Genomic DNA, 24,124 nt, shown 5'->3' on the forward strand with positions numbered 1-24,124 from the left:
GTAAGAATTGCTAAAGATTGCTTTTACAACATTTTATGTTTTTTCATTCGTTCTTCGAAAATACCGTTTACTATTTTTTTCATTTTTTCTTTTTCTTCCGCACTAGCTTCTTCTTCAAAAGCTTTATATAAATCGGAATGCTCCCTCGCAATTAATTTACAAGTATTTTCAGTTGCGTGCTTACGAAAAATCTTAGGTATTTTACTTAAATATTCTGGCTTAACTAGTGCGATAATTTTTTCATTTGCAGTCATAATACTCACTCTCTCTTATTGTCTCTCAAGCATATGATAATAATTAGTTTCAAATATTTTCTTATCATATAAATCCGAGATATCTAGATTTTCAATTGCATTAGATACAATCTCATCAGCTCCCGATGGCATTACTGCAAACGGAGCATCAGTTCCAAACAAGACATGATTAATGCCAAAATAATCTATTGTTAATTGTAAAGCTGGCGTATTACCTAGAATAGCCGTATCAACATAAAAATTCTTAAACATCTCAGCATGCTCTGGATCTAAAATGTGATTAATTCTACCACTAAAGAAGGGAACCATAGCACCTGCATGGTGAACTAAAATTTTCAAGTTAGGTGCTTTTTTAAAGATATCATTTTGTACTAATTGCAGCATCGCTTGCGATAGTTCATATTCCCAAGAAAATACTAGATTATTATCTGGCTTTCGATTATCAAAAACGGGATGTAGCCATAAAGGAAGATGCAGTTCAGCTGCTTTCAATAAAATTGGTTCAAATTCAGGATCAGCAATGCTTTTACCAAAATGACGAGTAAAAATCTGTGCGCCAACTAAGTTTTTATCGGCCTTAATATTCTCTAAGATTTCGAGCGAAGCAGGAACATTATTTAACGCTAGCATCCCTACTCCCGCTTCAAAATAATCAGGATAAGAAGCTACAATAGTAGACAGTTCTTGATTTGCTTCTTGTGCAATTTGACTAGCTTTCTTTCCATCTACAAAGTCTTCTGGATTGATATTAGCAAATGAAATTACCTGCTTAGTATTTTTATCCAGCCAATTAGCTATTCTTTGATTTAAATCAACTAGAGTCTCTATCTTTATAAAAGGATATTTTTGTGGAATTGTAGCATCAATTTTTAACATAGTCTGATAAAAATCAGGTGTTAAAATATGTGCAAATGCATCTATTTTCATCATATTACCTTCTTTTCTCTTTCACCTTCATTTTAGCATAATTATTAAAATGACCTACTTTCCATATTCCTTACCATAAATATATTTATGAAGTTTCAAATATTGTTGCTCTAGCTTTTTCTCATTAACATTATCTTTAGCAAAATAATATCTTTTACCTTCAAGTCCCTTAGGCATATAGTTTTGCTTTGCAATCTGAAAGGGCTGCGCAAATGGATTATCTATTAGTCCGCCACCAGTTATTTCTTCTGAATGCTTATAATGCATATCGCGAAGTCCTCGCGGCATGGGATGCTTACTTGGATACTCACTGTCTTCATCTATTTTTTGCCAAATTTCATCAAAAGCACCTGATTTTGGCGATAAACACATCAGCATGGTGGCAAACATCAAAGGATATTTTGCCTTAGGCATCCCAATTTTTTCTGCTTGATTAGTTGCAATTACAATTTGTGTGGCTTGCTCAGGATTAGCTAAGCCAATATATGTATAAGGAATTTCACGCAGACGTCTGACTACTGAAGGAAGATCGCCATTTTTAAGTAAAACTGCTAAATAATACAAAGCAGCGTCAGTGTCAGAACCGGCCATCGAATCAGAATAAGCAGCTAAATAATCATAATGTTTAGTCGCCTTTCGGTCATAGGCAAAACGTTGGCCTTTAACAAATTGCTTAACATTTTCAACAGAAAGGTCCTCGCCATTAACTGCATGAATAGTTTCTAGAAGATTTAATGCCACACGTAAATCGCCATCAGCAGAAATTGCAATAATCTTAATTGCTTCTTGATCAATATTTTCATCTTTAAAATTAAAGACTTCTTTTAATGCCCGTATCAAAACTTGCTCAATATCATGGTCGCTTAAAGCCTTAAATTCAAAAATCTGACATCGTGATCGCACAGCTGGGGCAATTGACATAATTGGATTTTCGGTAGTTGCACCAATTAAAAGAATTTGGCCACTTTCTAAGTAAGGTAAAAGAAAATCTTGCAAAGTAGATGTCATGCGATGAATCTCATCAATTAATAAAACAAAAGATTGATAAGGATACGTATTAATGATCCGGGTCAGCTTAGCTTTATTATCAATTGAAGCATTAAAATTTGCCAATGGATAGTTAAATTCACGAGCAATAATTTGAGCTAAACTAGTTTTTCCCGTTCCTGGTGGTCCCCAGAGAAGCAGTGAGATTGGCACATGTTTTTTAATAATTTGATAAAGAGGTTGGCCTTCTTTAATTAAATCTTTTTGTCCTACAAACTGTGATAAATCCTTGGGTCTAATTAAATCTGCTAATGGCTTTCTTATTGGCATAAAATTCACTCGCTTACTTATAGTAAATTATAATCTTACCTAATTATTAGCACAGTTGCTTGTTTTAGACAAACTTATCTAGCATTCTAACTTTCCATATAGTGGCAATAACTGCTCAATCCCCTTCAAAATAAACTCTTCCATATCCTTAACTTGATCTTGATTTCTAAAAGCAAACTTTCCAAGCAAGAAACTAGTTTTAACGGCTTCTTCATTAAATAGAGTTTGCTTTTTTGTATCTGCTAAATATTCACTCAAAGATAAATGATCAGCAAATTCCATCTCATTTTTATCCCATAAGTACCAATTATTAATTTTGTGATTCTTGGCCCAAGTTGGAATATCCGCGAGTAATTCATTATATTGTTCCGGATTATCGCCACGCTTTTCACTCTTATAATGCTGAAACATTAAATAAACTTGTAATTGTTTTTTATCAAGCATCACGCCGATGCATGGACTTTTATCAGCCATAGTATTTAAGCGAAAAGCTGCCCAATAATGATCGCGTAAGTTCCAACCATTTGTCCAGCTTTCGACATGAACTTTAGCAAATTTATCTTGTGGTAATTTTTGATAAACATTTAAGTTTACCTCTTTCCAGGTCTGCCAAACTTCTTTAAAATCTGTTTTTACTTGCGCTAATTCATCTTCAGAATATTGCTGCTTCAATTTTTTAAAAGAAAATTCATTCCGATCAAAAATTGCATACATTTCTTCAGTTAACTCTGTCATTTTATAAAGTCCTTACCATATTTACACTAGTAACACCAGTTGGATCTGGAATATCGTCATTAGTTTCGCCTTTATTATGAAAACCACGTTTTTCATAAAATTTAATCAATTTCGGTAAACAAGTTAAAGATATAGCTTGACGATTTTGCTTTATGGCCTCTTGCGCTAATGCTTCAATTAATTTTGTTGCTACGCCTTGTTTGCGGTATTCAGGCAAAACTGCCAAACTTAAGACCATTTGATAGTGATCAGTTTTTTGATTAGGATGATTTTTAAAATATAATTCATCTTCAATATAGCGTTTATTAAAAGCGGGACCAAAAATATGACCAATCACTTTTCCCTCCTCTTGCGCAACTAAAAAAGTATCAGGATAATTCTCAATTCTAGCAATCATATCTTGTTCAGTTCGCTTTTTAGTCATCTTAAATGCGTCAGATTCTAGTTCTACTATGTCGTTTAAATCTTCCATTGTTACGGTGCGAATAATCATAATAGATCATTCCTCCTTATGTTTATCTCTAAAAGTAAAAAAGGTTTCAAAAGTCATCTAGACTCTTGAAACCTATATTATTACTCTCTATTTAATTCTTCCACTTTAATTTAAGACGATCTTGCTTAGTCTTTTTTTGAAAATATACCTTTACCTTCGACACAACTTCTTATCCATAAATTCTAATTGCATTCATGATATCTTCATGCGGCATTGAGGCAAGTGGAGGTAGAAACGTGTCAATCCAAGTTCTTCTATAACTTTAATGATCTTATTAGCAACAGTTTCACTATCACCAACAAAAATTGTTCCATTTTCTCCGACTGCTTCAAGATATTGTCCATATCTCATCCCGTTCCATTGTGGTCTTTCCGTACTAATTTGATCAACTAACAATTTTGTAGGATAAAAATAATCTTTAATAGCCTTTTATTTATCTTGATTCAGCCAGCCCCAAGAATGTGCTGCAATTGGCATCGTAGTTAAATCATTACCTATTTTCTCTGTTACCCTTTTATATAATCTAATTAGTGGTTTAAAATGTAGCGGGTCGCCACCAATAATTGCATAAACAATCAGCAAACCTAACTTTGCAGTTCGGATAGTCGATTCTATACTTCCACTTGTAGCGACAGAAATAGGGATTGGCTTTTTAGTGCGCGGATAAATTTCTTTATGATCAACTTCAGGCGTGAACTTACCTTTCTTCCAATCAAGAATTCCTTCCTTATTCATTTTAAGTAGCATTTCAAGTTTTTCGATAAATAATTCATCGTAATTTTCTAAATCATAGCCAAATAAATCAAAGGCTTCAGTGAATGATCCACGACCAGTCATAATTTCAACTCTTCCCGGTGCAATCGCATCTATTGTTGCATATTGCTCGTAAACTCTAATTGGATTAATCGTTGACAAATGAATCTGTTTAGTTTTTGAAGCTGCAGCAGCTAAAACAATTTCTGGTGCTGAAACAGCAAAGTCCTTGCGATGGTGTTCCCCGATTGCAAAAGCATCAATATTCAATTTATCTGCAAGAATGATTTCTTCTAATAAATCTCTGATTCCTTGATCATGATTAATTGCTTTTCCTGTTGTTTCAAGTATAGTTGCAAAATCGTTAATTTACCTGATCTACGCACACCAGTTAAAACCTTAACTATTTGCTTATCACGTAATTGATTTAGTTTATCGATATAAGTCTGTCTAAGAATCATTGTCGTCACCCACTAAAAGAATTCAATTAATTAAAGTTCAGTCTCATTTTAGTAAATAAATTAAGTTAATTAAAATCTTTTGGCAACAAAAATCAGGATACACCTATTAAATGATCTGCTTCATTTAATGAATCCCATCACTTGGATATTTGTGATTTTGTTAATTACTGCTATTATTGGGATTAAACTCACTTCTAGAAATTAAGCATCTTTTATTTGTAACAAGATTATTCAATATAAGTGAAATTTTAAAATTGATTAACATTATAACGTACATTATAATGTGGTGTATATTACAATAATCATTAAAGGGGGCTTAACTATGTCATTAGCAGCAACTCAAACAGATTTTAGACAAAATTTCAAAGCTTATATGGATAAAGTTACCGAAGAACAAGAAACAATCTATATTCCTCGCCCCAAACAAAAAGGTGTTGCCCTAATTTCACAAGATCGGCTTGATTGGCTAGAGAAATATGCTAAAACTGAGCCTGGCACTCTCAAGCACTCTATAGCAGCAGAACATTTAATGGAATTAGGAATTATTCCTGAACAAGGTGAAAAAATCTCTACTGACGAAGAATACGATAAATTTTGGGAGCAGTTTAAATAAAAATGGAAAATAAGAAGAAATTAGACTTCATTCCCAGACCAGAATTTGTACAGGACTTAAACTACTTAAGCAAATTAGCCCCTGCTATAATACCTGAGGTTAAAGATGCTATTTCGATTTTAAGAGAAAATTCCGAATTACCCTCTGAATTTAATGATCATAGCTTACGTGGATATTATGCGGGGACTTCAGAATTTCATTTAAGGGATACACCTAAAAGTTTCAAACCAACTGATAAAAATGATGTAGTAGTTATATACAAAAAAAGAACTAATTCATTAGTAGTTATTGGAATTAGAATTGGTTCACACAAAAAACTTTTTCATGATGAATACAAATTACGTCATCAAAAAAATAAATAATGTCTAGTTAAAAATGGAGCTTCATATCAAAGTGAAGCTCCATTTTTTATTATCAATCTAAAATATATCGTTTAATCAAATCTACAATCTGCTCATTCTGCGGCAAACTTGAATGCTGAGCATTTGAACTAGAAACCGAAATCGTTGTAAATGGTTTAACAACGCCTTGATAAATATATCTACCAGCAAAAACACTCCCTGCTGGCACCAACCCATCAGAGTTATAAGTTTTAGTTCCCACCACAAAATAAACAACTAAGTTCTTAGGGAGTTTGTTTCGATTTCTAATAAAATCAGATAACATTTCACTCCGATATCTCGTTGAATCCTGGTTAAAGTTATATGGCGATCCAATAGTCATTAAACGCTTAATTCGCATATCTTAAGAATATTCAAAATAATAATTTTCCAAAAATGTCGTATAAATCAAGCCACCATTTGAATGCCCAATCTTCTTGAAATTATTAAAATTATACATTTCAGTCAGCTTCTTAAAAGCAATATTAAATCTACGAGCTTGCTGTTTAATATTGCTATAGCCATCTTTGTTATTTTCAAATCCTACAACAATAATTGGTTCATTATCTCCTCGCCGTATTTGTCGAGTAAAGTGCAAAGAATCATCATTCATCACTTTTACTTTTAATAAACTATGAGGACGAGAATTATTTTGATTTAATTTTGCTACCAAGCGATCAAAACGATTTTCAGTAGCAGAACTGCCTGGGATCATAATTAGGGATGATAATTGTGAATTATGTTGTTTTTCTAAGACCCTAACATTATTTCTAGTCCAACTTAATGATGGAAATAAAAGAATGAAAAATAATGCTATTCCTAAAATCCAACCCCAATATCTTTTTATGAATTTCATTATTTTTCACTCGCTTTTTGTTAAACCAAGTTTTTCAATACTTAAGCCAATATTGAACTGTCACAAGTCATTGCCAATTTTTAAATTGTTGTCTTGAGCATATTTTCTAATTGCTGCTAAACCTGTTTCAATTCCTTCATTAGTGTTTTCAATCTTAACAATCAAGTAATTGTCATCATTTTGACTAATAATCGGGATGTTGGCTTTTTGATTGTATGATTTTTCTTTAATAATTCTAAAACCGGAATTTACATAGGTATTAGCTTTTGCTTGAGGTAAGTTTGTAATGAAACCAGATAAATTCTTGGTGGTCATAACCCCTGCACCTAATTCTTGATAAAACTGACTATATGCCGAGGCAATTTCTGCTTCCGAACAATCAACTTTAAAATCCGAACACCTTTCAAGGGAATTAATTTCTTATTTAAAGCATCACTGCTCGAATCACTCAAATAATCCTTGACTTCTTCTACTGAAAGACCTAAATCGCGTAATCCTAAGATAAACCAATTTGATATAGTTGTTCATTGCTATAATAGCGATAATCCTTTTCCCTGGTCTCCAATGGCTTAAAAATATCTTTTTGATCATAAAAAATCAAAGTTCGTCTGGTAGTTTAGCAAATTCAGAAATCGATAATAATTTATCGTCTGCCACTCTCAACATCTCTTTCTTAATTATTTCCTATAATATAGAATAAACTGTAACGCAAGGTTACAGTCGAGGAATTTTACTTTATTAAACCATTTTCAAATCTATTTACTCTCTCCAAGCGTACAATATAGATAAGAGAAAAATTTTATTAGAAAGGGAACTCATCTATGGAATCTGCACTATATCCAATTCAAAATAAATATCGATTTAACACTTTAATGAATGGCACTTGGAAATTTGAAACTGATCCTAATTCTGTTGGTCTTGACGAGAGATGGAATAAAGAGTTGCCTGATCCTGAAGAAATGCCTGTACCAGGTACGTTTGCAGAATTAACTACTAAGCGAGACCGTAAATACTATACTGGAGATTTTTGGTATCAAAAAGACTTCTTTATTCCTAGCTTTTTAAAAGAAAAAGATCTCTACATTCGCTTTGGGTCTGTCACCCATCGCGCAAAAGTATTTATTAATGGGCAAGAAGTTGGGCAGCATGAAGGTGGATTTTTGCCATTTCAAGTAAAAATTTCTGACTATATTCAATATGATCAAGCAAATCGAATTACTGTTTTAGTCAATAATGAATTATCAGAAAAAGCTATTCCTTGTGGGACCGAAGAAATTTTAGATAATGGACAAAAACTTGCTCAACCATACTTTGATTTCTTCAATTATTCTGGCATTATGCGTAATGTCTGGTTATTGGCACTTCCACAAAATCAAATCATTAATTTTAAACTAAATTATCAATTAGCAAATAATAAGGCAGCCATTACGTACAATATCGAAGCAAATAATAATGCTGAATTTAAAGTTACGCTTTTAGACAATAAAAAAGAAGTCGCACGTGTTACTTCTAAAAATACTGGTAGTTTAACAATTAAAAGTCCGCACCTTTGGAGTCTAGACGATCCTTATTTATATAAAATAAAAATTGAAATGCTTCAAAATGATAAAGTCGTTGATGAATATGCTGATAGAATCGGCATCCGTACAATTAAAATTGTGAATGATAAAATCTTGCTCAATAATCACCCAATTTATTTAAAAGGCTTTGGCAAGCACGAAGACTTTAATGTTTTAGGCAAAGCAGTTAACGAAAGCATCATCAAACGCGACTACGAATGCATGAAATGGATTGGCGCTAACTGTTTTAGAAGCAGTCACTATCCTTATGCTGAAGAATGGTATCAATATGCAGATAAATATGGCTTTTTGATTATTGATGAGGTTCCTGCCGTTGGTCTTAATCGCTCAATAACCAACTTTCTTAATGTTACTAATTCTAATCAATCGCATTTTTTTGCTTCGAAAACTGTGCCTGAATTAAAAAAGGTTCATGAACAAGAAATAAAGGAAATGATTGATCGTGATCAACGTCATCCTTCAGTGATTGCCTGGAGCTTATTCAACGAACCAGAATCAACTACTCAAGAATCTTATGACTATTTCAAAGACATTTTTGCTTTTGCCAGAAAATTAGATCCGCAAAATCGCCCATATACTGGAACTTTAGTTATGGGTAGTGGGCCAAAAGTGGATAAGCTTCACTCACTTTGTGACTTTGTCTGCTTAAACCGTTATTATGGTTGGTACGTTGCTGGTGGTCCTGAAATCGTTAATGCTAAAAAGATGCTAGAAGATGAACTAGACGGCTGGCAAAACTTAAAGCTAAATAAACCATTTGTATTTACAGAGTTTGGTGCTGACACTTTATCTTCGTCTCATCGTCTTCCAGACGAAATGTGGAGCCAAGAATATCAAAATGAATATTATCAAATGTATTTTGATATATTTAAAAAATATCCATTTATTTGCGGCGAATTAGTTTGGAACTTTGCTGACTTTAAGACGAGTGAAGGAATCATGCGCGTTGGTGGTAACGATAAAGGAATTTTTACTCGTGATCGTGAACCTAAAGATACTGCCTTTACATTGAAAAAGAGATGGCAACAACTAAATTAATATTTTAGTTGTTACAAATAATCGTGCTCAATCAAAACAATCGATATCATTTTAGTACAGTTGATATCGATTATTTAATTATGAGCACGATTTTTTATTGATTTTAATGATAATTTCTAACTAAAAAATGTTCGCAAATTGCAATAATAAATTGAACACTTTTAGTTAAGCTGCTTGATAGATTAGATCTAATTCTCTTTCAAAGATTTCATCTGGTGTATGATAGGCCAGTATCTTTCTTGGCAAAGAATTGCACCAGGTTTCAATATTAATGATGTCTTGTAAAGAATAGTTAGCTATTGCTTCTCCCTTAGGAATGAATCTGCGAATAAGACCATTGTGTCTTTCAACTGTTCCCTTATCACAAGAAGTGTAAGGATGGGCATAGTAAACCAGTGTATTGGATACTTTTTCTAGGTTGGAAAGATCTGCAAACTCTGAGCCATTATCAGTGGTAATGGTTTTAAAAATATCATTCCAATGTTCGCTGTATTGCCTTTGGAGTTCTTTAAAGGCCTGCATGACACTGACAGAAGTCTTGTCAGGAATACGAAGAATTAAAAACTCACGACTCATACGCTCAGATAAGGTTAGCAGTACCTCATCATCTTTGCTCTTATGTCCGAGAACTAAATCGCATTCCCAATGACCGAATTCATTACGTTTATTGATCTCTTTAGGACGTTCTTCAATGCTTCTGCCAAGTTTTTTCTTATTTTTGCGAATACGATGAAGCTTAGTATTGCGTTTAAGCTTCTCTGGCAAGTCGTAATTATAAATTCCTAATAAGCCTTGATCAACGTAATTATAAAGAGTTTTGGTGCAGACAACATCGCTGCTAGCGAATTCGCCAACAGCAGTAGCACGATTACTGCACACATCAAGCGACCAGCCATCTTTAAAAAAATGCTTGTGGACATAGCGCATGAATTGAGTTTTCCTGAGAAAGTCTGATTTGCGCCCACAATTTTTACGATGAGCTTTATATGCATCATGCCCTTGAGTAGCCTTATATTTTTTGACTTTACCATGATACAGTTTTACAGTGCCACGCTTAACCTCATAGCTGATAGTAGAAGGAGAACAGTTAAGTTCACGGGCAATTGCACGCAAAGAATAGCCATCTTTCAAACGCAATTGAATAATAACTCGCTCTTCAAATGATAAATGCTTGCCTTTAACGTGCTGGTTCATGGTAGAATGTAAAGAGTCCATTTTGACCTCCAATAGAAAGTTTTTGTGGTTATTAACATTCTATCAAACAGGTCCGAATGGACTTTTTATTTTTTATCAAGTGTTCAATTTAATTTTACAATCAGCGACTAAAAAATGTTCCATTAATTTATAAAACTAATTAAAATAAAAAAATTCTCTTAAAGAAGACAAAACTCTATGATATAGTCCTACTTTAGTAGGATTTTTTCTGTTTAATTATAATTTATATACTGGATTTTCTGGTTAATCAGTCTAATTTATCCTATTCTTCATCAGAAACAGGTTCAAGCCATGTATTCTTACTATCGCCTACCCTCACAGCAACATGAGCAAACCATGGATCTTTAGTAGCTCCATGCCAATACTTAGTATTAGGATTTGCAATTACTACATCGCCTAGAAGCATCTTTTGTGCAGCCTTTCCCTCTGCTAAGGCCTTGAGGTACTTGTACCCTTAAAGAATTTGGCAAAAGCTTTATTTGAATCGCCAAAACCAAAAACACTATTTTTTACTTCTTCTTCATTTTTGACATGTTATTATTTCATTTCTAACTTTACTTTTATTTTAGAGTAGAAATGATGTCATGCAAAATATTTATTTGTAATATTGTATTATACGTTAAAGGCATGAATGCAGATTATTCATAATCTTCTGGATTAATAGTTGGCCTAGGTAAGCCAGGATCAAATGAAAACCCAATTCCCTGAATTCCGTTTTCATAAGTCCAATCTTTTAACTTATCCATTTTTCCAGTTAAGTAAAATTCACTAATTAATTCATTCCACTTATCCCATTTATTTAATGGCACATTAATTAATCCAGCGCCATTGTCAATCATTAACTTATTAGCTGCTAAAGTAGCAGTTCTCTTATTTCCATCCCAAAAAAGTTGATTTCTCATATTGTGATACATCAAAGTCATAGCTTTATCAGTAGTAGAAGTATCTTTTTGCATCAGTTCATTAAAGTACTTCTTTTCTTGTTCAAAATTAATTTCTGATGGCTGCCATTCTCCATTATCATTTCCTATATCATTTCCTAATTCTACTATTACATTTCCAGTACGAAAACTACCAGGATCTAATGAATCATAGCGTGCTACTAGCAAATTAATATTTTGCTCAATATTTAAAGACAAAGGCTTATCTTCCCTAATTACATATTGCCAGCCACGTTTTAATTGAACAATCACGTTAGTATCGTCAATTGAAACTCCTGCTGCACTCATACCGTCAATAATAGTTTGAGTCTGTGGTAATGTAGTATTTAAGCCTTCAAAACGTGAAGTAGTAAAAACTAATCTTACTAAATTTTTCTTTGTAAAACGTCGATTTTGTTCTTGAGTTAAATGAAATTTATCAGGATACATTGCTACGCCACTTTCTATCAGCTATTATTTAATAATATTTTATCACTCAACCATTACGCTTCTTAATTTGGCGATTAATCCGGCGAATGTCTTTTTCTTGAATTAATCTAATTATTAGCCAAATAATCGCATATGTAATAACAAAAATAAGTAAAGTTTGCCAGTTAATTAACCAATGATTTAAAAGCATCATTATTGAAAACAATACAAAAGTTCCTATCAGATGTAAAATCAATGCCCAGAAATATGATAAAGTTGTTTCAAATAAGAAACTCAATTCTCCAATTAATCCGCTACATACAAATACTATGAATACACTGTTTAAGGGGACTCTTAGATCCCCGATATTTTCATAAGTTACTCCCAAAATTACTAAATAGATAATTGCACCAAATCCCATGCCTGTCACAAAATAATCTAAAGCTTTTTGCCATGTTTTCATCTTATAATCCCAACTTCTTTTCTAACTTAGGTAAGTATCTTCTTGAAACATCTGTCTTCTGTTTACAAGCTAGCTTTGCAATCATATTACCAGTAAAACCCGCTTCAAGCGATTCAAGATAATTCAAATTAATAATTCCATGCTTTGATACTTGAACAAAATCGTTATTTAGCTTTTCTAAAACCTGATACAAACGACCATTAGTCTTAATTACAGCATTAGTCGTATAAAAACTTAATTCTGTCTTTTCAACTTCTACTTTGATAATCTCTTCTATCTTAATAGTTAAAATTCGATCTTCAGTTTTTACAGGTAAAAGTGAATCTACTTTTTTATCAAAGTTTTTGATATATGCTAAAAGATTATTCACCTTAGACGTTTGCCTTGCAGAAACCACTTTAACCTCAATTTGATCATCTTCTAAATTAGGATTCAGCTGAAATTCAACATCCACGTATTATTTCTTCTTTCTATTAAGCAAAAGTGCCAAGATTGATCCAACAATTGCTAAGATAACAATCATCCCTAAAATCACTAAAGCATTATCAAAATTATTTAGTTGATAAGATCCAAATTTAAAATGAATTCCTAAATATTCAATTAATTGATCTCGCATTCTAGCTGGCACATCTTGCTGACTTAGTTTATTCAAAAACAAGCTTCTAAAACTTGCTGCCTCATAACTACTTGGAAATAATTTTACTATATTTTGAGCAGTTTTTGATAAAGTTCCATATGGCATATAAGTTGCCACCATAAATCCTGCTGCTGCACCAATCACAGCTGATAAACGGCTAAAAGTAGTCGAAGAATTAATAAACATTACAATGATCAAATTTAATAATGTTGCGCTAAGTGCTCCCAAAAGCATGAATCCTAAACAAGGTAAATATGCACTGTGCACTACATCTGCTTTATCAACTACTGAAAAATATACTGCCATAACAGCAAATGTAATGATTTGCATTAAAAAGCTAACAATAGTAGCTGATACAACATAGGCCATACTTTCACTAACCGGCGTTAAAGAAGTAAGTTTCATATCATCAATTGCATGACTTTCTTTATCTCTCACCATTTGACCTAGTGCTTGAAAAGACGTGGTAATGCCTGCAATTGATACAATTCCACCTAGCATCCAAAGATCTAACAACTGTTTTGCATGATGAACATTTTGCCAGGAGCTAACAAGATTTTGCTGTAAAAAACCAATATAAATTACAAATGAAATCAATGCTCCAAAGCATGACATAATTACTCCCGGTTTATTAGCAAAGTAAATTTTAGTATTTCTTTTAATTAAAGCAAACATTATTGTAGCTCCTTTCCAGCAATATTAATAAAGGCGTCATCAATTGAACCCTGCCGATATTCAAAAGACTTTATCTTAGCTTGATTTTGATGAAGAAGCGTAATCGCTTCATCTTTATCAAGTCCATTAAGTTCAATGTGCTTATCTTTGGCAATAACAGGATAAGCAGTCGTTAACTGTTGATTTTCATTTAGTTTTATTACTAATTTGCTTGGAGCATATTTATTCTTAATTTCATGAGCTGATCCATTAGCTAACACTTGTCCATTTTCTAAAATATACATTTGATCTGCATTTTCGGCTTCTTCTAAATAGTGCGTTGTTAGAAAAATCGTTAATCCCTGCTCTTTTTGAAGTTTCTGTAGGAGATTCCAGATTACAATTCTAGTCTGTAAATCCAACCCAGTAGTTGGCTCATCTAAAAACAAAATATCAGGACGATCAATTAAAGCTCGTGCAATATCTACTCTTCTCTTTTGACCGCCTGAGAGAGTGCCATACTTTTGATTAAGGAATTTTCGAATTCCAATTAAATCAATTAATTGCTCAAGCCAATTTTTAGAAATATCATGATACATCTGTGCTCTCAAATTTAGATTATCTTTTACGCTTAAGACATCATCAAGAACACTATTTTGAAAAACAACGCCAATTTTCAAATCCTTAGCATAAGTTATCGTGCCACTAGTTGGTTTTAACAAGCCAGTTAAAATATTAATCGTCGTTGATTTTCCTGCTCCGTTAGTCCCCAGATAAGCCACTAATTGACCACGATCAACTTTCAAATCAACTTTATTCAAAGCCAATTTCTTACCATATTTCTTAGTTAAATTATAAGTTTCAATTAACATAAAAAGTCTTCCTTTCTGAATTCACTATTAGAATATAGAAAGAAAGACTTAAATAATTCATTATTTAAATGAGTGGTTAAATTTAAAATACAAGATGCATAAATTTAAAATCAAAATTTTTTTAAAATCAATATCAGTAAGCATAATATTTAAGTTAATACAGTTAATTTGCTATATTTGAATTAACTATTAAAGAAAGTGTGATCTTATGAAAGTTACTTTTAAAGGTAAAGAAGTCAAATTAATCGGCATCCCACCTGAAGTTGGCGATAGTATGCCAAACTTTACAGTTTCAAATAAAGATAAGCATAAAGTTACTAAAGATAATTTATTAGGTAAAGTTAGTTTAATCAGTGTTGTACCGGATATCAACACACCTGTCTGCAGCATTCAAACTAAAACTTTTAACCAAACAATGGATCAATTTCCAAATGTTAATTTTTTAGCTATTTCAACTAATACTATCCAAGATCAACAAAATTGGTGTGCAGCTGAAGATGTTAAAAATATGCAATTGATGTCGGATAAAAATTTGTCATTTGGTAAGGCCACTGGATTATTAATTCCAGAATCTGGCATTCTTGCTCGCTCGGTTTGGGTCCTTGATCCGAATGGTAAAATCTTATACCGTGAATTAGTTGATGAAATTACACATGAACCTAATTATGATGCAGTATTAAATGAATTAAAACAATTACATTAAGATTAACAAAATTAGTTTATAAAAGAAGTGCTTATCAGATTTTTTCAAATCTTAACGATAAACACTTCTTTTTTTCTTGATTAAATTTTAATATAAAAGTGCTAAGGAACTACGATGGATGATTAAGGAGGATTAGATATGTCATTAACGGTTAATCTTTACTATACCGGTAAAAATGGAAGTGCACGGAAATTTGCTGAAGAAATGGAAAGTAGTGGTGTAGCCGATCGTATTCGAAAAGAACCAGGAAATGAAAAATATAAGTACTTTATACCATTAGATGATCCTGAAACTATTCTTCTAATTGATAGCTGGAAAAACCAAGAATCTCTTGATGCTCACCACGCTTCACCAATGATGCAAGAATTAGCCGATCTACGTAATAAGTATGATCTTCATATGCGTGTAGAGCGTTACATTTCTGATAAAAATAGTGTTCCAAGTAGTGATCAAAAATTTATTAGAAAATAATAGAGTTTTAACTATATTCAAAGACTAACAAAAAGGCGTATGCCTAACATCTAAAAAAGATATTGGCTTACGCTTTTTTCTCTATATAAACCTCTAAAAATGTACTATTGCTGAACTTTCTATTAATAACGTAGGAACTAGAATCAGATTTTAGGACGATCATTAAAGCGTTAGATTCACCGTAGTTAGCATCTTCCCAAGGCATATAAATATTTTTAGTTTTTCCAGATTTAAAAATCAAATCTACATCAACTAAATCATGGAATTTAGAAATCCGGTCAGCTAAATTATATTCTTCCGAAGTTTCAATGGTATTTACTCTATCCCAGTCAGCAATCATAGTAAACCCATCACATTCAAGACCTGTTTTAAGGACATCACTATCTTCTTCTTCATGGTCCCAGCGATGGCTTAAGTTAGTATATACATTTTTAAAATTGAAATAAGGAATATACTCAATTGGAATTTGCTCAGACTCACAATTTTCAAAATTAAATTGAATTGCTTTTATCTTTTCCATACTATGCTTCTATCCTCTCAAACTTTACTGAATTGCCACTTTATTATACAAAATTATTTAACAATTTTAACTAATTAACAAGGATGAAAAGTGCCTCACAATCATTAGATTTATGTCTAACAATTATGAGGCACTTCATAGATTGAGTCTTCACCTTTTATTTTTACTTAAAATCATCTAACCTAGTCTGTTTTGCTGCAATCTTTCTTTCCTTTTCAATTCTAGTTAGCAATTGAATACGATCATTCAACTCAAACTCTTCATAATCAGCAACTAGATTTAAAAATTCATCATTTTGTTTCTTAACTTGTGCTACCCGTAATGCTTTCATATAAGCAGTACGACTATCCTTATCTGGTTGAATATTAATAATCAAATAGCCATGCTTGACTAATTCAAAATTCATTAACAGTCTTGCAGTTCTGCCATTGCCATCTCTAAAAAGATGAATGGTCACAAATTTCAAATGAAGTAAGGCAGCTATTTTAACGGGATGTTCTTTATCTTCTATAGAGTGATACCATTCAAGAAGTTCATGCATCTTATTCGGTATTTCAGTCGTTTTTGCATAATGCACTTCAGGCACTCCATTGGGCCATACTTCAATTTGTCTGTACTGTCCTGCTGCTTGTCGTTTAGTAGGATCATCAGAATATGTAACCAAACGATTAATATCTCGAATTGCAATTTCATCCAGAGGTAATTTACCAGTAGCTAATTCTTGAACGTAATCGTATGCACGACTCAAATCTATAGCAGCCAAATGATCAGCTAATGGTTTACCATGAACGGTTAATCCAGTTTCTAACAATGCAGCAGTTTCATATTTAGTTAAAGAACTGCCTTCTATAGCGTTAGAAGACCACACATGATCAAATTTCTTTTCCTTTTCAATTGATTTGATCTCGTCTTTAGTCAAAGGTCTGAATCGATCCATTTTTTGTTTCAAATCAGTTAATTGTGAAAATGTCATCTTAGTTCACTCCAACTCAATGTTATAGCTATATTTTAAAGCATACTCGCTGAATAAGATATGATGAAATACTCTGAATTTTGTTATAACAAAAAATTGATACAAAATTCAGAGTTAATCGATTAACTATGATTTATACCGTCTTGGAGGTTTTTATTATTTAGGCAAAATAATGACAAATCACACTTGCTGCAGATTTTGCACAAATAATTAGACAATCTTCATTCATCATGAACTTAGGACTGTGATGCGGATAAATTCCACCATCTTTAGGCTGGCAACCTACATAAAAGAAGCAAGCTGGCTTTTTTTGAGCAAAATAAGCAAAATCTTCTGAGGCATTTACTACACCGCTATCTTTAACGGCCCTTACTTCTGGAATATCGCTTTCCTTAATCCAAGTTTCTACTTCCCTAGTTAGGTCACGATTATTAATTAAAACAGGATAATTATCGTCATAATCAAGTTTTGACTTCACACCAAAAGTTACGTCAGTTCCTTTAACAATCTGCTCAATATTTTCTTTAATTACTTTACGAGTTTCTTTGCTCATTACTCGCACGTCACCTTTGAGTTTAACTTGACCTTTAATTGCGTTGTAACTACCTACTCCATCAAAGGAACCGATAGTTATACTTCCCACTTCAAATGGATTTAATCTTCTTGAGACAATTGTCTGTAATTGAGTAACAAAATACGAACCAGCTACAATTGCGTCATTGCTTAGTTGTGGCATTGAAGCATGTCCACCCTTACCAGTAAAAGTAAGATCAAAGTTTGCTCGTCCAGTTTGCGTTGGTCCTGCATGAAGCTGAACTGTTTCCGTAGGCATCGTGCTCATCACGTGAATACCACAAATATCATCAACGTCATCTAAGGCACCGTCTTTAATCATTGATAAAGCACCACCAGGTGCCACTTCTTCAGCCGGTTGATGAATTAAGCGAATGCTACCATTAATTTTGTCTTTTAATTGAATTAGACATTTCCCTAAAACTAATAAATATGCAGTATGTCCATCATGCCCACAAGCATGCATTACACCAGGATTCTGTGATTTAAAGGGTAAATCATTATCCTCTTGTATCTGCAGTGCATCAAAATCAGCACGCCAGGCTAATTTTTTACCTGGTTTATCTGCATTAATATCTACTACAATGCCATACCCGTCACCACAATCATGTACTTTACAATCTAAATCCCGATAGTAGTTCTTAATAAACTCTGCGGTGTGCTTTTCATGAAAAGATGGTTCGGGATGTTCATGTAGATACCGACGAATCTTAATCATTTCATCTTTATGTTCATCTAAAAGTTGCATTAATTCTGATTCAAAATTTGCATCCATAATAACCCTCCATTATGTGGCTTAACAATTAAATTATAATCTGAAGACCATTCGAAAGATAAAATTTGACACTGAAGAGAGCATATTAAACGCATCTAAAATAAAAACATCTCAACCTTATTGTTGAGATGCTTTTGGGTTTGCAAAACTATTTAGTTAATCAAATCCATACTATATTCAAATCGTTTTGGCTCTTCCGTACTACCTTCACGTTCAATTACTAAATAGTATTTCTTATCAAGATTATATTGCATATTTTGCATCGTGATTGTGATGGCAATCGTACGATCTGCTGCTGACCCAGTGCGATTGGCTTCGATTACTACGTTATTTGAAATTAATTTACCATCTTCATCAGTAAAGTATGCATGGTACTCAGCCGGTAAAACAGTATCACTAATTGGTGCAATTTGATTAAATAGCAAATTAATTATTAATTCTAAATGTCGTTGCTGCTAGTTTAATTTCTGCTGGTTGAGCAATCAGAGAAAGACTATTTTCTTCTACTTGCTTGGATGTTAACTTAAAATTTTCTGTTGCCGCTCTTTGGAGAACATTTTCAATATCGGAATCACTTAAAGCATTAAATTCAAAAATTTGACACCGCGATCTAACAGCTGGCACGATCGACATAATCGGATTTTCAGTTGTGGCTCCAACTAATAAAATATGGCCGTTTTCTAAATACGGTAAAAGAAAATCTTGTAAATTTTTAGTCATCCAATGAATTTCATCACTCAGTAAAACGAATGGCTGATAAGGATATGTTTTAATAAACTGCTCTAACTTTACTTTATTATCGATTGAAGCATTAAATTGAACTAAAGGATAATCAAACTTTTTAGCAATAATTTGTGCGAAACTCGATTTTCCAGTTCCTGGAGGACCCCAAAGAATAACTGAAATTGCCACTTTTTGATCAATAATCCGGCGCAACGGCATCCCTTCATCTAACAAATTCATGCTGACCAACTAATTCATCCAGTATCTGCGGTCTCATTCGATCTGCTAGTGGCGTTTTAAATCTCATTATTTCCACCACAACTTAATTAAAGCTTGCGTACCATCATCACCAAGCTTTTGATCATCACCAAGCTTTTGATCATCAACTAAGATTTCACATAAGCGTTTAGCTTCCCTAGTTGCAGGCAAATCTAAATTCATCTTTTCTGCCTCTTCAAGTGCAATTCGTAAATCTTTTAAAATGTGCTTTGCAAAAAATCCAGGTGTATAGTCACCTTTTTAAATTCGAGGGCCATATGTGCCTAAGCTAAAGTTTTCTGCAGCACCTGATTGCAAAGTTTGACAAATTTGCTTTAAATTAAGCCCAGCAGCTTTGGCATATACCAGCATTCCTGTCATTGTACCGGCAATCATAATTTGGTTAGCCATCTTAGCATGCTGGCCACTTCCGTAGGAATCAAAATAATTTAGTTTACTGGAAAAAGTCATAAAAATATCCTTCATGTCTAATAAATCAAGATTTTTATCTAGTTCTTTTAAAAAGTCCATAATCGAGATTGTTCTTTGGACGACGCGCATTAATTGCAGCACGTAAAAATTCCGCATTAGTTACACCAGGAACTTCTGCTGGATACTGCATAGCTAAAAACAGTCCTTTTCTAGCACGCTCATCAACTGGCATATTAATGATACTTTCATCATTTAATAAAATATCTCCTTCAGTAATGTGATAACGTGGATTTCCCATAATTGCATGAATTTCACCAGTTTTAAGAATAAGATTTACACCTTTTAAAATCTTTTATCTAGTCTTTTTATCTTTATCTTCGACTTCAACATTTACATCTTTTATTTTCAAAGTAGCCATCTGAATCCTCACTTTTTATTCGTTGCTTTATATTTAGTGTTTTTACTTTTTGTAGGCACACAACATATAGATGATATAAACCTATTAGAAATATAATGTTAGGCTTGACTTTTACTAATTATTTTTAAGTCTTGCTATAAGGGCACTCAATCGTTATTTATTTTTTGCAAAGAAAAAACTCTGCCAAAATTAATTTAGCAGAGTTTTCCTTTAATCTTCCTCTAGTGTAGAAGTAACTTTCTTATTTTTAACAAAATGAACAACTAGTCCAATTGCTAAACCAACCAAAGCTGGTACAAGCCATGAAAGTCCCATATTAGCCAATGGTAAATGATTTCTTACAGAAGCCACTGCCAAACCAAATGAGCTTTGACTTACAACACTTGGAAATGCTACTACCATATCTCCTAATGCTGGAACAACTGTAAATACGATTACAAAGAAGTAAACAACGCCGTCCGTCTTAAACAATGGTGAGCAGACAGATAATAAAATTAATACCATTGATAAAGGATATAGGAACATTAGCATTGGGGTTGACCAAGCGATGATTGTATCTAAACCAAAGTTAGCAGCTGAAAATGATGCCAAGCAGCTAAGTGCTAACCAAGCGTGGTAGCTAACTTGTGGGAAATGCTTGTGGAAGTCTTGAGCAAAAGCAGCAACCAAACCAACGGCTGTAGTCAAACAAGTAATAGTCAATAAGAAAGCAAGTAATGCTTGACCAAAGACACCACCATAAACATTAACAATTTGGTTAAATGCAACACCACCGTTATCAGAAACTTTGAAACGACCTAAGGACATTGCACCCATTAAGATTAACAATAAGTAGATAAATCCGATAGCTAAAACAGCTAAGAAACCAGACTTAGCAACAACTTTTGAAACACTTCTCGCATTCTTTTGTCCCATGCCACGTACTGCTGTAACAACAGTCACACCAAAGGCTAATCCTGCTAAAGCATCCATTGTATTATATCCTTCTAAGAACCCGTTAACTAAAGCACCATGCTTGTAAGCAGCAGTAACAGCAGCGGTTTGAGGGTTTCCTAAAGGACGAGCAAAAGCTACAACAAATACCAAAAATAATAGAGATAAAAATAGTGGATTTAATACTTTACCAACATTAGATAAAATATTATTTTGATGGTAAGAAAAGCCAAAAGCCGCTAAAAAGAACAAAGCAGAAAAAATTAATAAAGCAGGTCCTTGCATACTCTTAGGAACAAATGGCGCAATTCCTACTGTGAACGAAACAGTTGCTGTTCTTGGTGTACCAAATAAAGGACCAATTGTAGCATGGATTAAAACCATAAATACTACTGCGAAAGCTGCACCTAATGGTTTTCCGATGTCATACACACCATCAGCATGTGTAATTGCAACAGCTAAAACTGATAATAAAGGCAGTAATACACCAGTGATTAAAAATCCAACAGCAGCTGTTCCCCAATTCGATCCAGCCAGTTGTCCCAAATGCAATGGGAAAATTAGGTTACCTGCCCCAAAGAATAAACCAAATAGCAAGGAAGCGACTACTAGATAATCCTTCCATGTTAATTTACGTGATGTATCTGTCATCATATTCTTTCCCTCCAAAAAATATCTCTGAATACAAAAAAATCCCCCAACTAAACTATTTAGTTGAGGGACGCTTTAGCGTGGTACCACCCTTTGTTTATATTGCTATCACTAGCAACACCTTTCACGTGCAGTCAATAACTTAACGATACGCAGGCACTATAATGGGTGCTCCCACTTTTTCTTACTTAAAATTAAGAATTAGAACTCGAAAGTGATTTTCATTTAATCTTAGAAATTATCTCCTCACACCTAACGAGACTCGCTGTAAACTAAAACTAAATTACTCTTCTTTCTCTTTGTTTTCAGATTAATTAAATTGTTATAAACTATTTTAATATAAACATCATAAATGTCAATATTTTTTTTATAAATTTATTTCTTTTCTTGCTTGTTCGATATTATGTTCGTTTAATTCAAGTATTTTTATACGATTTTTTAACGCTTTTTCCGTATATTCTCCAATTAAATTCTCAAAAATTTCAGAGGCATTCTCTAATCTCCTATTTGCTAAAACATCTATGTATTTGTTTCTAGATTTTTTGTCTGGAAACACGTTCACTGCTGGATACCCTGCTTCTATTAATGCTAAATTCATCAATAATCTAGCTGTCCTACCATTACCATTTCCAAATGAATGAATTGACACAAATTTAAAATATAAATCCGTAGCATATTTTACTGGATAGATTTTGTCTTTATTATTTGCCCAGTCAACCAAATCTCCCATTGCTGGTTTAATTTTTTGTATTCATAATTTTATCCTTAAATAATCTCTTTTATTTTTCAGAATATACCCTTATTATTAATCTTCATAATTAAAAAAAACGCCATTTTTTAAATTACGCTGATTGTAAAATTAAATTGAACACTTGATAAAAAATAAAAAGTCCATTCGGACCTGTTTGATAGAATGTTAATAACCACAAAAACTTTCTATTGGAGGTCAAAATGGACTCTTTACATTCTACCATGAATCAGCACATTAAAGGCAAGCATTTATCATTCGAGGAAAGAGTTATTATTCAATTGCGTTTGAAAGATGGCTATTCTTTGCGTGCCATCGCCCGTGAATTAAACTGTTCTCCTTCTACTATCAGCTATGAGGTTAAGCGTGGTACTGTAGAACTGTATCATGGCAAAGTCAAAAGATATAAGGCTACTCAAGGGCATGATGCATATCAAGCTCATCGTAAAAATTGTGGGCGCAAATCAGACTTTCTCAGGAAAACTCAATTCATGCGCTATGTCCACAAGCATTTTTTTAAAGATGGCTGGTCGCTTGATGTGTGCAGTAATCGTGCTACTGCTGTTGGCGCATTTAGCAGCAGAGATGTTGTCTGTACTAAGACTCTTTACAATTATGTCGACCAAGGTCTATTAGATATACATAATTACGACTTGCCAGAGAAGCTTAAACGCAATACTAAGCTTCATCGTATTCGCAAAAATAAGAAAAAACTTGGCAGAAGCATTGAAGAACGTCCTAAAGAGATCAATAAACGTAATGAATTCGGTCATTGGGAATGCGATTTAGTTCTCGGACATAAGAGCAAAGATGATGAGGTACTGCTAACCTTATCTGAGCGTATGAGTCGTGAGTTTTTAATTCTTCGTATTCCTGACAAGACTTCTGTCAGTGTCATGCAGGCCTTTAAAGAACTCCAAAGGCAATACAGCGAACATTGGAATGATATTTTTAAAACCATTACCACTGATAATGGCTCAGAGTTTGCAGATCTTTCCAACCTAGAAAAAGTATCCAATACACTGGTTTACTATGCCCATCCTTACACTTCTTGTGATAAGGGAACAGTTGAAAGACACAATGGTCTTATTCGCAGATTCATTCCTAAGGGAGAAGCAATAGCTAACTATTCTTTACAAGACATCATTAATATTGAAACCTGGTGCAATTCTTTGCCAAGAAAGATACTGGCCTATCATACACCAGATGAAATCTTTGAAAGAGAATTAGATCTAATCTATCAAGCAGCTTAACTAAAAGTGTTCAATTTATTATTGCAATTTGCGATTTTTTAAATTATGGCGTTTTTTCATATTCTATTTTTATAATCAGCCTTGTTTCTTTTCAAC

The 24,124-nt window shown here is 33.1% G+C and carries 24 protein-coding genes, 7 pseudogenes and 1 other annotated feature; of the genes and pseudogenes, 6 read left to right on the forward strand and 25 right to left on the reverse strand.

The features are described from left to right. Positions 1-23: 23 nt before the first annotated feature. From H1A07_RS04700 to H1A07_RS04730, 7 genes and pseudogenes are all read right to left on the reverse strand, one after another. The gene (locus H1A07_RS04700) at positions 24-254 is read right to left on the reverse strand and encodes a hypothetical protein (RefSeq protein WP_210144451.1); all 231 of its coding nucleotides are present in this window, start codon (positions 252-254) and stop codon (positions 24-26) included. A gap of 15 nt (positions 255-269) precedes the next feature. Beyond that, positions 270-1,181, reverse strand: coding sequence for an amidohydrolase family protein (locus H1A07_RS04705; protein ID WP_210145496.1), 912 nt, complete (start codon positions 1,179-1,181; stop codon positions 270-272). A 54-nt stretch (positions 1,182-1,235) separates the two neighbouring features. Then, positions 1,236-2,498, reverse strand: a complete 1,263-nt coding sequence (locus tag H1A07_RS04710; protein ID WP_210144453.1) for a replication-associated recombination protein A — start codon at positions 2,496-2,498, stop codon at positions 1,236-1,238. Positions 2,499-2,576: 78 nt separating this feature from the next. Then, the gene (locus H1A07_RS04715) at positions 2,577-3,233 is read right to left on the reverse strand and encodes an HI_0552 family protein (protein WP_210144455.1); all 657 of its coding nucleotides are present in this window, start codon (positions 3,231-3,233) and stop codon (positions 2,577-2,579) included. Position 3,234: 1 nt separating this feature from the next. Beyond that, entirely contained in the window at positions 3,235-3,726 is a 492-nt protein-coding gene (locus H1A07_RS04720) for a GNAT family N-acetyltransferase (protein ID WP_210144457.1), read from the reverse strand. 91 nt (positions 3,727-3,817) lie between these two features. Then, positions 3,818-4,848, reverse strand: a pseudogene (locus H1A07_RS04725) (LLM class flavin-dependent oxidoreductase). Further along, positions 4,818-4,940, reverse strand: a pseudogene (locus H1A07_RS04730) (ATPase); the annotation flags it as partial. The pseudogenes H1A07_RS04725 and H1A07_RS04730, both read right to left, overlap by 31 nt. A gap of 322 nt (positions 4,941-5,262) precedes the next feature. On the opposite strand from H1A07_RS04730, the gene H1A07_RS04735 reads away from it, so the two are divergent. After that, the gene (locus H1A07_RS04735) at positions 5,263-5,553 is read left to right on the forward strand and encodes a type II toxin-antitoxin system Phd/YefM family antitoxin (RefSeq protein ID WP_244974083.1); all 291 of its coding nucleotides are present in this window, start codon (positions 5,263-5,265) and stop codon (positions 5,551-5,553) included. A gap of 2 nt (positions 5,554-5,555) precedes the next feature. Next, positions 5,556-5,915 carry a type II toxin-antitoxin system mRNA interferase toxin, RelE/StbE family gene (locus H1A07_RS04740; protein ID WP_210144458.1) on the forward strand — a complete coding sequence of 120 codons (360 nt, stop codon included), beginning with the start codon at positions 5,556-5,558 and terminating at the stop codon, positions 5,913-5,915. A 52-nt stretch (positions 5,916-5,967) separates the two neighbouring features. On the opposite strand, the pseudogene H1A07_RS04745 reads toward H1A07_RS04740, so the two are convergent. After that, a pseudogene (locus tag H1A07_RS04745) lies at positions 5,968-6,789 on the reverse strand (alpha/beta hydrolase). A gap of 60 nt (positions 6,790-6,849) precedes the next feature. Beyond that, positions 6,850-7,104: a hypothetical protein gene (locus H1A07_RS04750; protein ID WP_210145513.1), complete on the reverse strand. Its 255-nt coding sequence runs from the start codon at positions 7,102-7,104 to the stop codon at positions 6,850-6,852. A gap of 506 nt (positions 7,105-7,610) precedes the next feature. Between H1A07_RS04750 and uidA the strand changes: the two genes are divergently transcribed. After that, complete coding sequence (gene uidA, locus H1A07_RS04755; RefSeq protein WP_210144460.1) at positions 7,611-9,407, forward strand: beta-glucuronidase; 1,797 nt, start codon at positions 7,611-7,613, stop codon at positions 9,405-9,407. Positions 9,408-9,572: 165 nt separating this feature from the next. Here the strand turns inward: uidA and H1A07_RS04760 are convergent, their stop codons facing one another. From H1A07_RS04760 to H1A07_RS04790, 7 genes and pseudogenes are all read right to left on the reverse strand, one after another. Further along, positions 9,573-10,622 (reverse strand): IS30-like element ISLjo1 family transposase, encoded by a 1,050-nt coding sequence (locus H1A07_RS04760; protein WP_023599651.1) that lies wholly within the window; start codon positions 10,620-10,622, stop codon positions 9,573-9,575. A 262-nt stretch (positions 10,623-10,884) separates the two neighbouring features. Then, a pseudogene (locus tag H1A07_RS10190) lies at positions 10,885-11,150 on the reverse strand (cupin domain-containing protein); the annotation flags it as partial. Positions 11,151-11,260: 110 nt separating this feature from the next. Beyond that, the gene (locus tag H1A07_RS04770; RefSeq protein ID WP_210144464.1) at positions 11,261-11,992 is read right to left on the reverse strand and encodes a Fic family protein; all 732 of its coding nucleotides are present in this window, start codon (positions 11,990-11,992) and stop codon (positions 11,261-11,263) included. Positions 11,993-12,038: 46 nt separating this feature from the next. Next, positions 12,039-12,434 (reverse strand): DUF3021 domain-containing protein, encoded by a 396-nt coding sequence (locus H1A07_RS04775; protein ID WP_057719251.1) that lies wholly within the window; start codon positions 12,432-12,434, stop codon positions 12,039-12,041. A gap of 1 nt (position 12,435) precedes the next feature. After that, positions 12,436-12,888 (reverse strand): LytTR family DNA-binding domain-containing protein, encoded by a 453-nt coding sequence (locus H1A07_RS04780; protein ID WP_094497268.1) that lies wholly within the window; start codon positions 12,886-12,888, stop codon positions 12,436-12,438. 3 nt (positions 12,889-12,891) lie between these two features. Then, complete coding sequence (locus H1A07_RS04785) at positions 12,892-13,746, reverse strand: ABC transporter permease (protein WP_210144466.1); 855 nt, start codon at positions 13,744-13,746, stop codon at positions 12,892-12,894. Then, positions 13,746-14,597 (reverse strand): ABC transporter ATP-binding protein, encoded by an 852-nt coding sequence (locus tag H1A07_RS04790; protein WP_094497264.1) that lies wholly within the window; start codon positions 14,595-14,597, stop codon positions 13,746-13,748. The genes H1A07_RS04785 and H1A07_RS04790 overlap by 1 nt, the downstream gene beginning before the upstream one ends. Positions 14,598-14,805: 208 nt before the next feature. Between H1A07_RS04790 and tpx the strand changes: the two genes are divergently transcribed. Together tpx and H1A07_RS04800 are read left to right on the forward strand one after the other, a co-directional pair. Continuing rightward, positions 14,806-15,300 carry a thiol peroxidase gene (tpx, locus tag H1A07_RS04795; protein ID WP_210144468.1) on the forward strand — a complete coding sequence of 165 codons (495 nt, stop codon included), beginning with the start codon at positions 14,806-14,808 and terminating at the stop codon, positions 15,298-15,300. Between the two features lie 138 nt (positions 15,301-15,438). Further along, entirely contained in the window at positions 15,439-15,771 is a 333-nt protein-coding gene (locus H1A07_RS04800; protein WP_210144470.1) for a putative quinol monooxygenase, read from the forward strand. 67 nt (positions 15,772-15,838) lie between these two features. Here H1A07_RS04800 and H1A07_RS04805 read toward each other — a convergent pair whose 3' ends face one another. From H1A07_RS04805 to H1A07_RS04845, 9 genes and pseudogenes are all read right to left on the reverse strand, one after another. Continuing rightward, positions 15,839-16,291, reverse strand: a complete 453-nt coding sequence (locus tag H1A07_RS04805; protein ID WP_094498358.1) for a hypothetical protein — start codon at positions 16,289-16,291, stop codon at positions 15,839-15,841. Positions 16,292-16,454: 163 nt separating this feature from the next. Then, positions 16,455-17,264, reverse strand: coding sequence for a Fic family protein (locus H1A07_RS04810; RefSeq protein WP_210144472.1), 810 nt, complete (start codon positions 17,262-17,264; stop codon positions 16,455-16,457). A 160-nt stretch (positions 17,265-17,424) separates the two neighbouring features. Then, the gene (locus tag H1A07_RS04815) at positions 17,425-18,612 is read right to left on the reverse strand and encodes an amidohydrolase (RefSeq protein ID WP_210144474.1); all 1,188 of its coding nucleotides are present in this window, start codon (positions 18,610-18,612) and stop codon (positions 17,425-17,427) included. 152 nt (positions 18,613-18,764) lie between these two features. Next, complete coding sequence (locus H1A07_RS04820; RefSeq protein WP_210144476.1) at positions 18,765-19,037, reverse strand: hypothetical protein; 273 nt, start codon at positions 19,035-19,037, stop codon at positions 18,765-18,767. Positions 19,038-19,077: 40 nt separating this feature from the next. After that, positions 19,078-19,642: pseudogene (locus H1A07_RS04825) on the reverse strand (AAA family ATPase); the annotation flags it as partial. Then, positions 19,642-20,082 (reverse strand): annotated as a pseudogene (locus H1A07_RS10475) (NAD(P)-dependent oxidoreductase); the annotation flags it as partial. The pseudogenes H1A07_RS04825 and H1A07_RS10475, both read right to left, overlap by 1 nt. Next, positions 20,071-20,443: pseudogene (locus tag H1A07_RS10480) on the reverse strand (ABC transporter ATP-binding protein); the annotation flags it as partial. The pseudogenes H1A07_RS10480 and H1A07_RS10475, both read right to left, overlap by 12 nt. A 210-nt stretch (positions 20,444-20,653) precedes the next feature. After that, positions 20,654-22,030: a branched-chain amino acid transport system II carrier protein gene (gene brnQ, locus H1A07_RS04840; protein ID WP_172972223.1), complete on the reverse strand. Its 1,377-nt coding sequence runs from the start codon at positions 22,028-22,030 to the stop codon at positions 20,654-20,656. 60 nt (positions 22,031-22,090) lie between these two features. After that, positions 22,091-22,336: a binding site (T-box leader), on the reverse strand. Positions 22,337-22,394: 58 nt separating this feature from the next. Then, positions 22,395-22,757, reverse strand: coding sequence for a Fic family protein (locus H1A07_RS04845; protein ID WP_210144478.1), 363 nt, complete (start codon positions 22,755-22,757; stop codon positions 22,395-22,397). Positions 22,758-22,978: 221 nt separating this feature from the next. Here H1A07_RS04845 and H1A07_RS04850 point away from each other — a divergent pair, with 221 nt between their 5' ends. Further along, complete coding sequence (locus H1A07_RS04850) at positions 22,979-24,028, forward strand: IS30 family transposase (protein WP_023599436.1); 1,050 nt, start codon at positions 22,979-22,981, stop codon at positions 24,026-24,028. Positions 24,029-24,124 lie beyond the last annotated feature (96 nt).

Origin of the sequence: Lactobacillus taiwanensis (assembly GCF_017894345.1) — a bacterium.
GTDB lineage: Bacteria > Bacillota > Bacilli > Lactobacillales > Lactobacillaceae > Lactobacillus > Lactobacillus taiwanensis.

What these genes read in the sequence shown, in the direction of transcription:
- H1A07_RS04700 (WP_210144451.1), bottom strand. Translation starts at nt 254, where the DNA reads ATGACTGCAAATGAAAAAATTATCGCACTAGTTAAGCCAGAATATTTA.
- H1A07_RS04705 (WP_210145496.1), bottom strand. Translation starts at nt 1,181, where the DNA reads ATGAAAATAGATGCATTTGCACATATTTTAACACCTGATTTTTATCAG.
- H1A07_RS04710 (WP_210144453.1), bottom strand. Translation starts at nt 2,498, where the DNA reads ATGCCAATAAGAAAGCCATTAGCAGATTTAATTAGACCCAAGGATTTA.
- H1A07_RS04715 (WP_210144455.1), bottom strand. Translation starts at nt 3,233, where the DNA reads ATGACAGAGTTAACTGAAGAAATGTATGCAATTTTTGATCGGAATGAA.
- H1A07_RS04720 (WP_210144457.1), bottom strand. Translation starts at nt 3,726, where the DNA reads ATGATTATTCGCACCGTAACAATGGAAGATTTAAACGACATAGTAGAA.
- H1A07_RS04735 (WP_244974083.1), top strand. Translation starts at nt 5,263, where the DNA reads ATGTCATTAGCAGCAACTCAAACAGATTTTAGACAAAATTTCAAAGCT.
- H1A07_RS04740 (WP_210144458.1), top strand. Translation starts at nt 5,556, where the DNA reads ATGGAAAATAAGAAGAAATTAGACTTCATTCCCAGACCAGAATTTGTA.
- H1A07_RS04750 (WP_210145513.1), bottom strand. Translation starts at nt 7,104, where the DNA reads ATGACCACCAAGAATTTATCTGGTTTCATTACAAACTTACCTCAAGCA.
- uidA (WP_210144460.1), top strand. Translation starts at nt 7,611, where the DNA reads ATGGAATCTGCACTATATCCAATTCAAAATAAATATCGATTTAACACT.
- H1A07_RS04760 (WP_023599651.1), bottom strand. Translation starts at nt 10,622, where the DNA reads ATGGACTCTTTACATTCTACCATGAACCAGCACGTTAAAGGCAAGCAT.
- H1A07_RS04770 (WP_210144464.1), bottom strand. Translation starts at nt 11,992, where the DNA reads ATGTATCCTGATAAATTTCATTTAACTCAAGAACAAAATCGACGTTTT.
- H1A07_RS04775 (WP_057719251.1), bottom strand. Translation starts at nt 12,434, where the DNA reads ATGAAAACATGGCAAAAAGCTTTAGATTATTTTGTGACAGGCATGGGA.
- H1A07_RS04785 (WP_210144466.1), bottom strand. Translation starts at nt 13,746, where the DNA reads ATGTTTGCTTTAATTAAAAGAAATACTAAAATTTACTTTGCTAATAAA.
- H1A07_RS04790 (WP_094497264.1), bottom strand. Translation starts at nt 14,597, where the DNA reads ATGTTAATTGAAACTTATAATTTAACTAAGAAATATGGTAAGAAATTG.
- tpx (WP_210144468.1), top strand. Translation starts at nt 14,806, where the DNA reads ATGAAAGTTACTTTTAAAGGTAAAGAAGTCAAATTAATCGGCATCCCA.
- H1A07_RS04800 (WP_210144470.1), top strand. Translation starts at nt 15,439, where the DNA reads ATGTCATTAACGGTTAATCTTTACTATACCGGTAAAAATGGAAGTGCA.
- H1A07_RS04805 (WP_094498358.1), bottom strand. Translation starts at nt 16,291, where the DNA reads ATGGAAAAGATAAAAGCAATTCAATTTAATTTTGAAAATTGTGAGTCT.
- H1A07_RS04810 (WP_210144472.1), bottom strand. Translation starts at nt 17,264, where the DNA reads ATGACATTTTCACAATTAACTGATTTGAAACAAAAAATGGATCGATTC.
- H1A07_RS04815 (WP_210144474.1), bottom strand. Translation starts at nt 18,612, where the DNA reads ATGGATGCAAATTTTGAATCAGAATTAATGCAACTTTTAGATGAACAT.
- brnQ (WP_172972223.1), bottom strand. Translation starts at nt 22,030, where the DNA reads ATGATGACAGATACATCACGTAAATTAACATGGAAGGATTATCTAGTA.
- H1A07_RS04845 (WP_210144478.1), bottom strand. Translation starts at nt 22,757, where the DNA reads ATGGGAGATTTGGTTGACTGGGCAAATAATAAAGACAAAATCTATCCA.
- H1A07_RS04850 (WP_023599436.1), top strand. Translation starts at nt 22,979, where the DNA reads ATGGACTCTTTACATTCTACCATGAATCAGCACATTAAAGGCAAGCAT.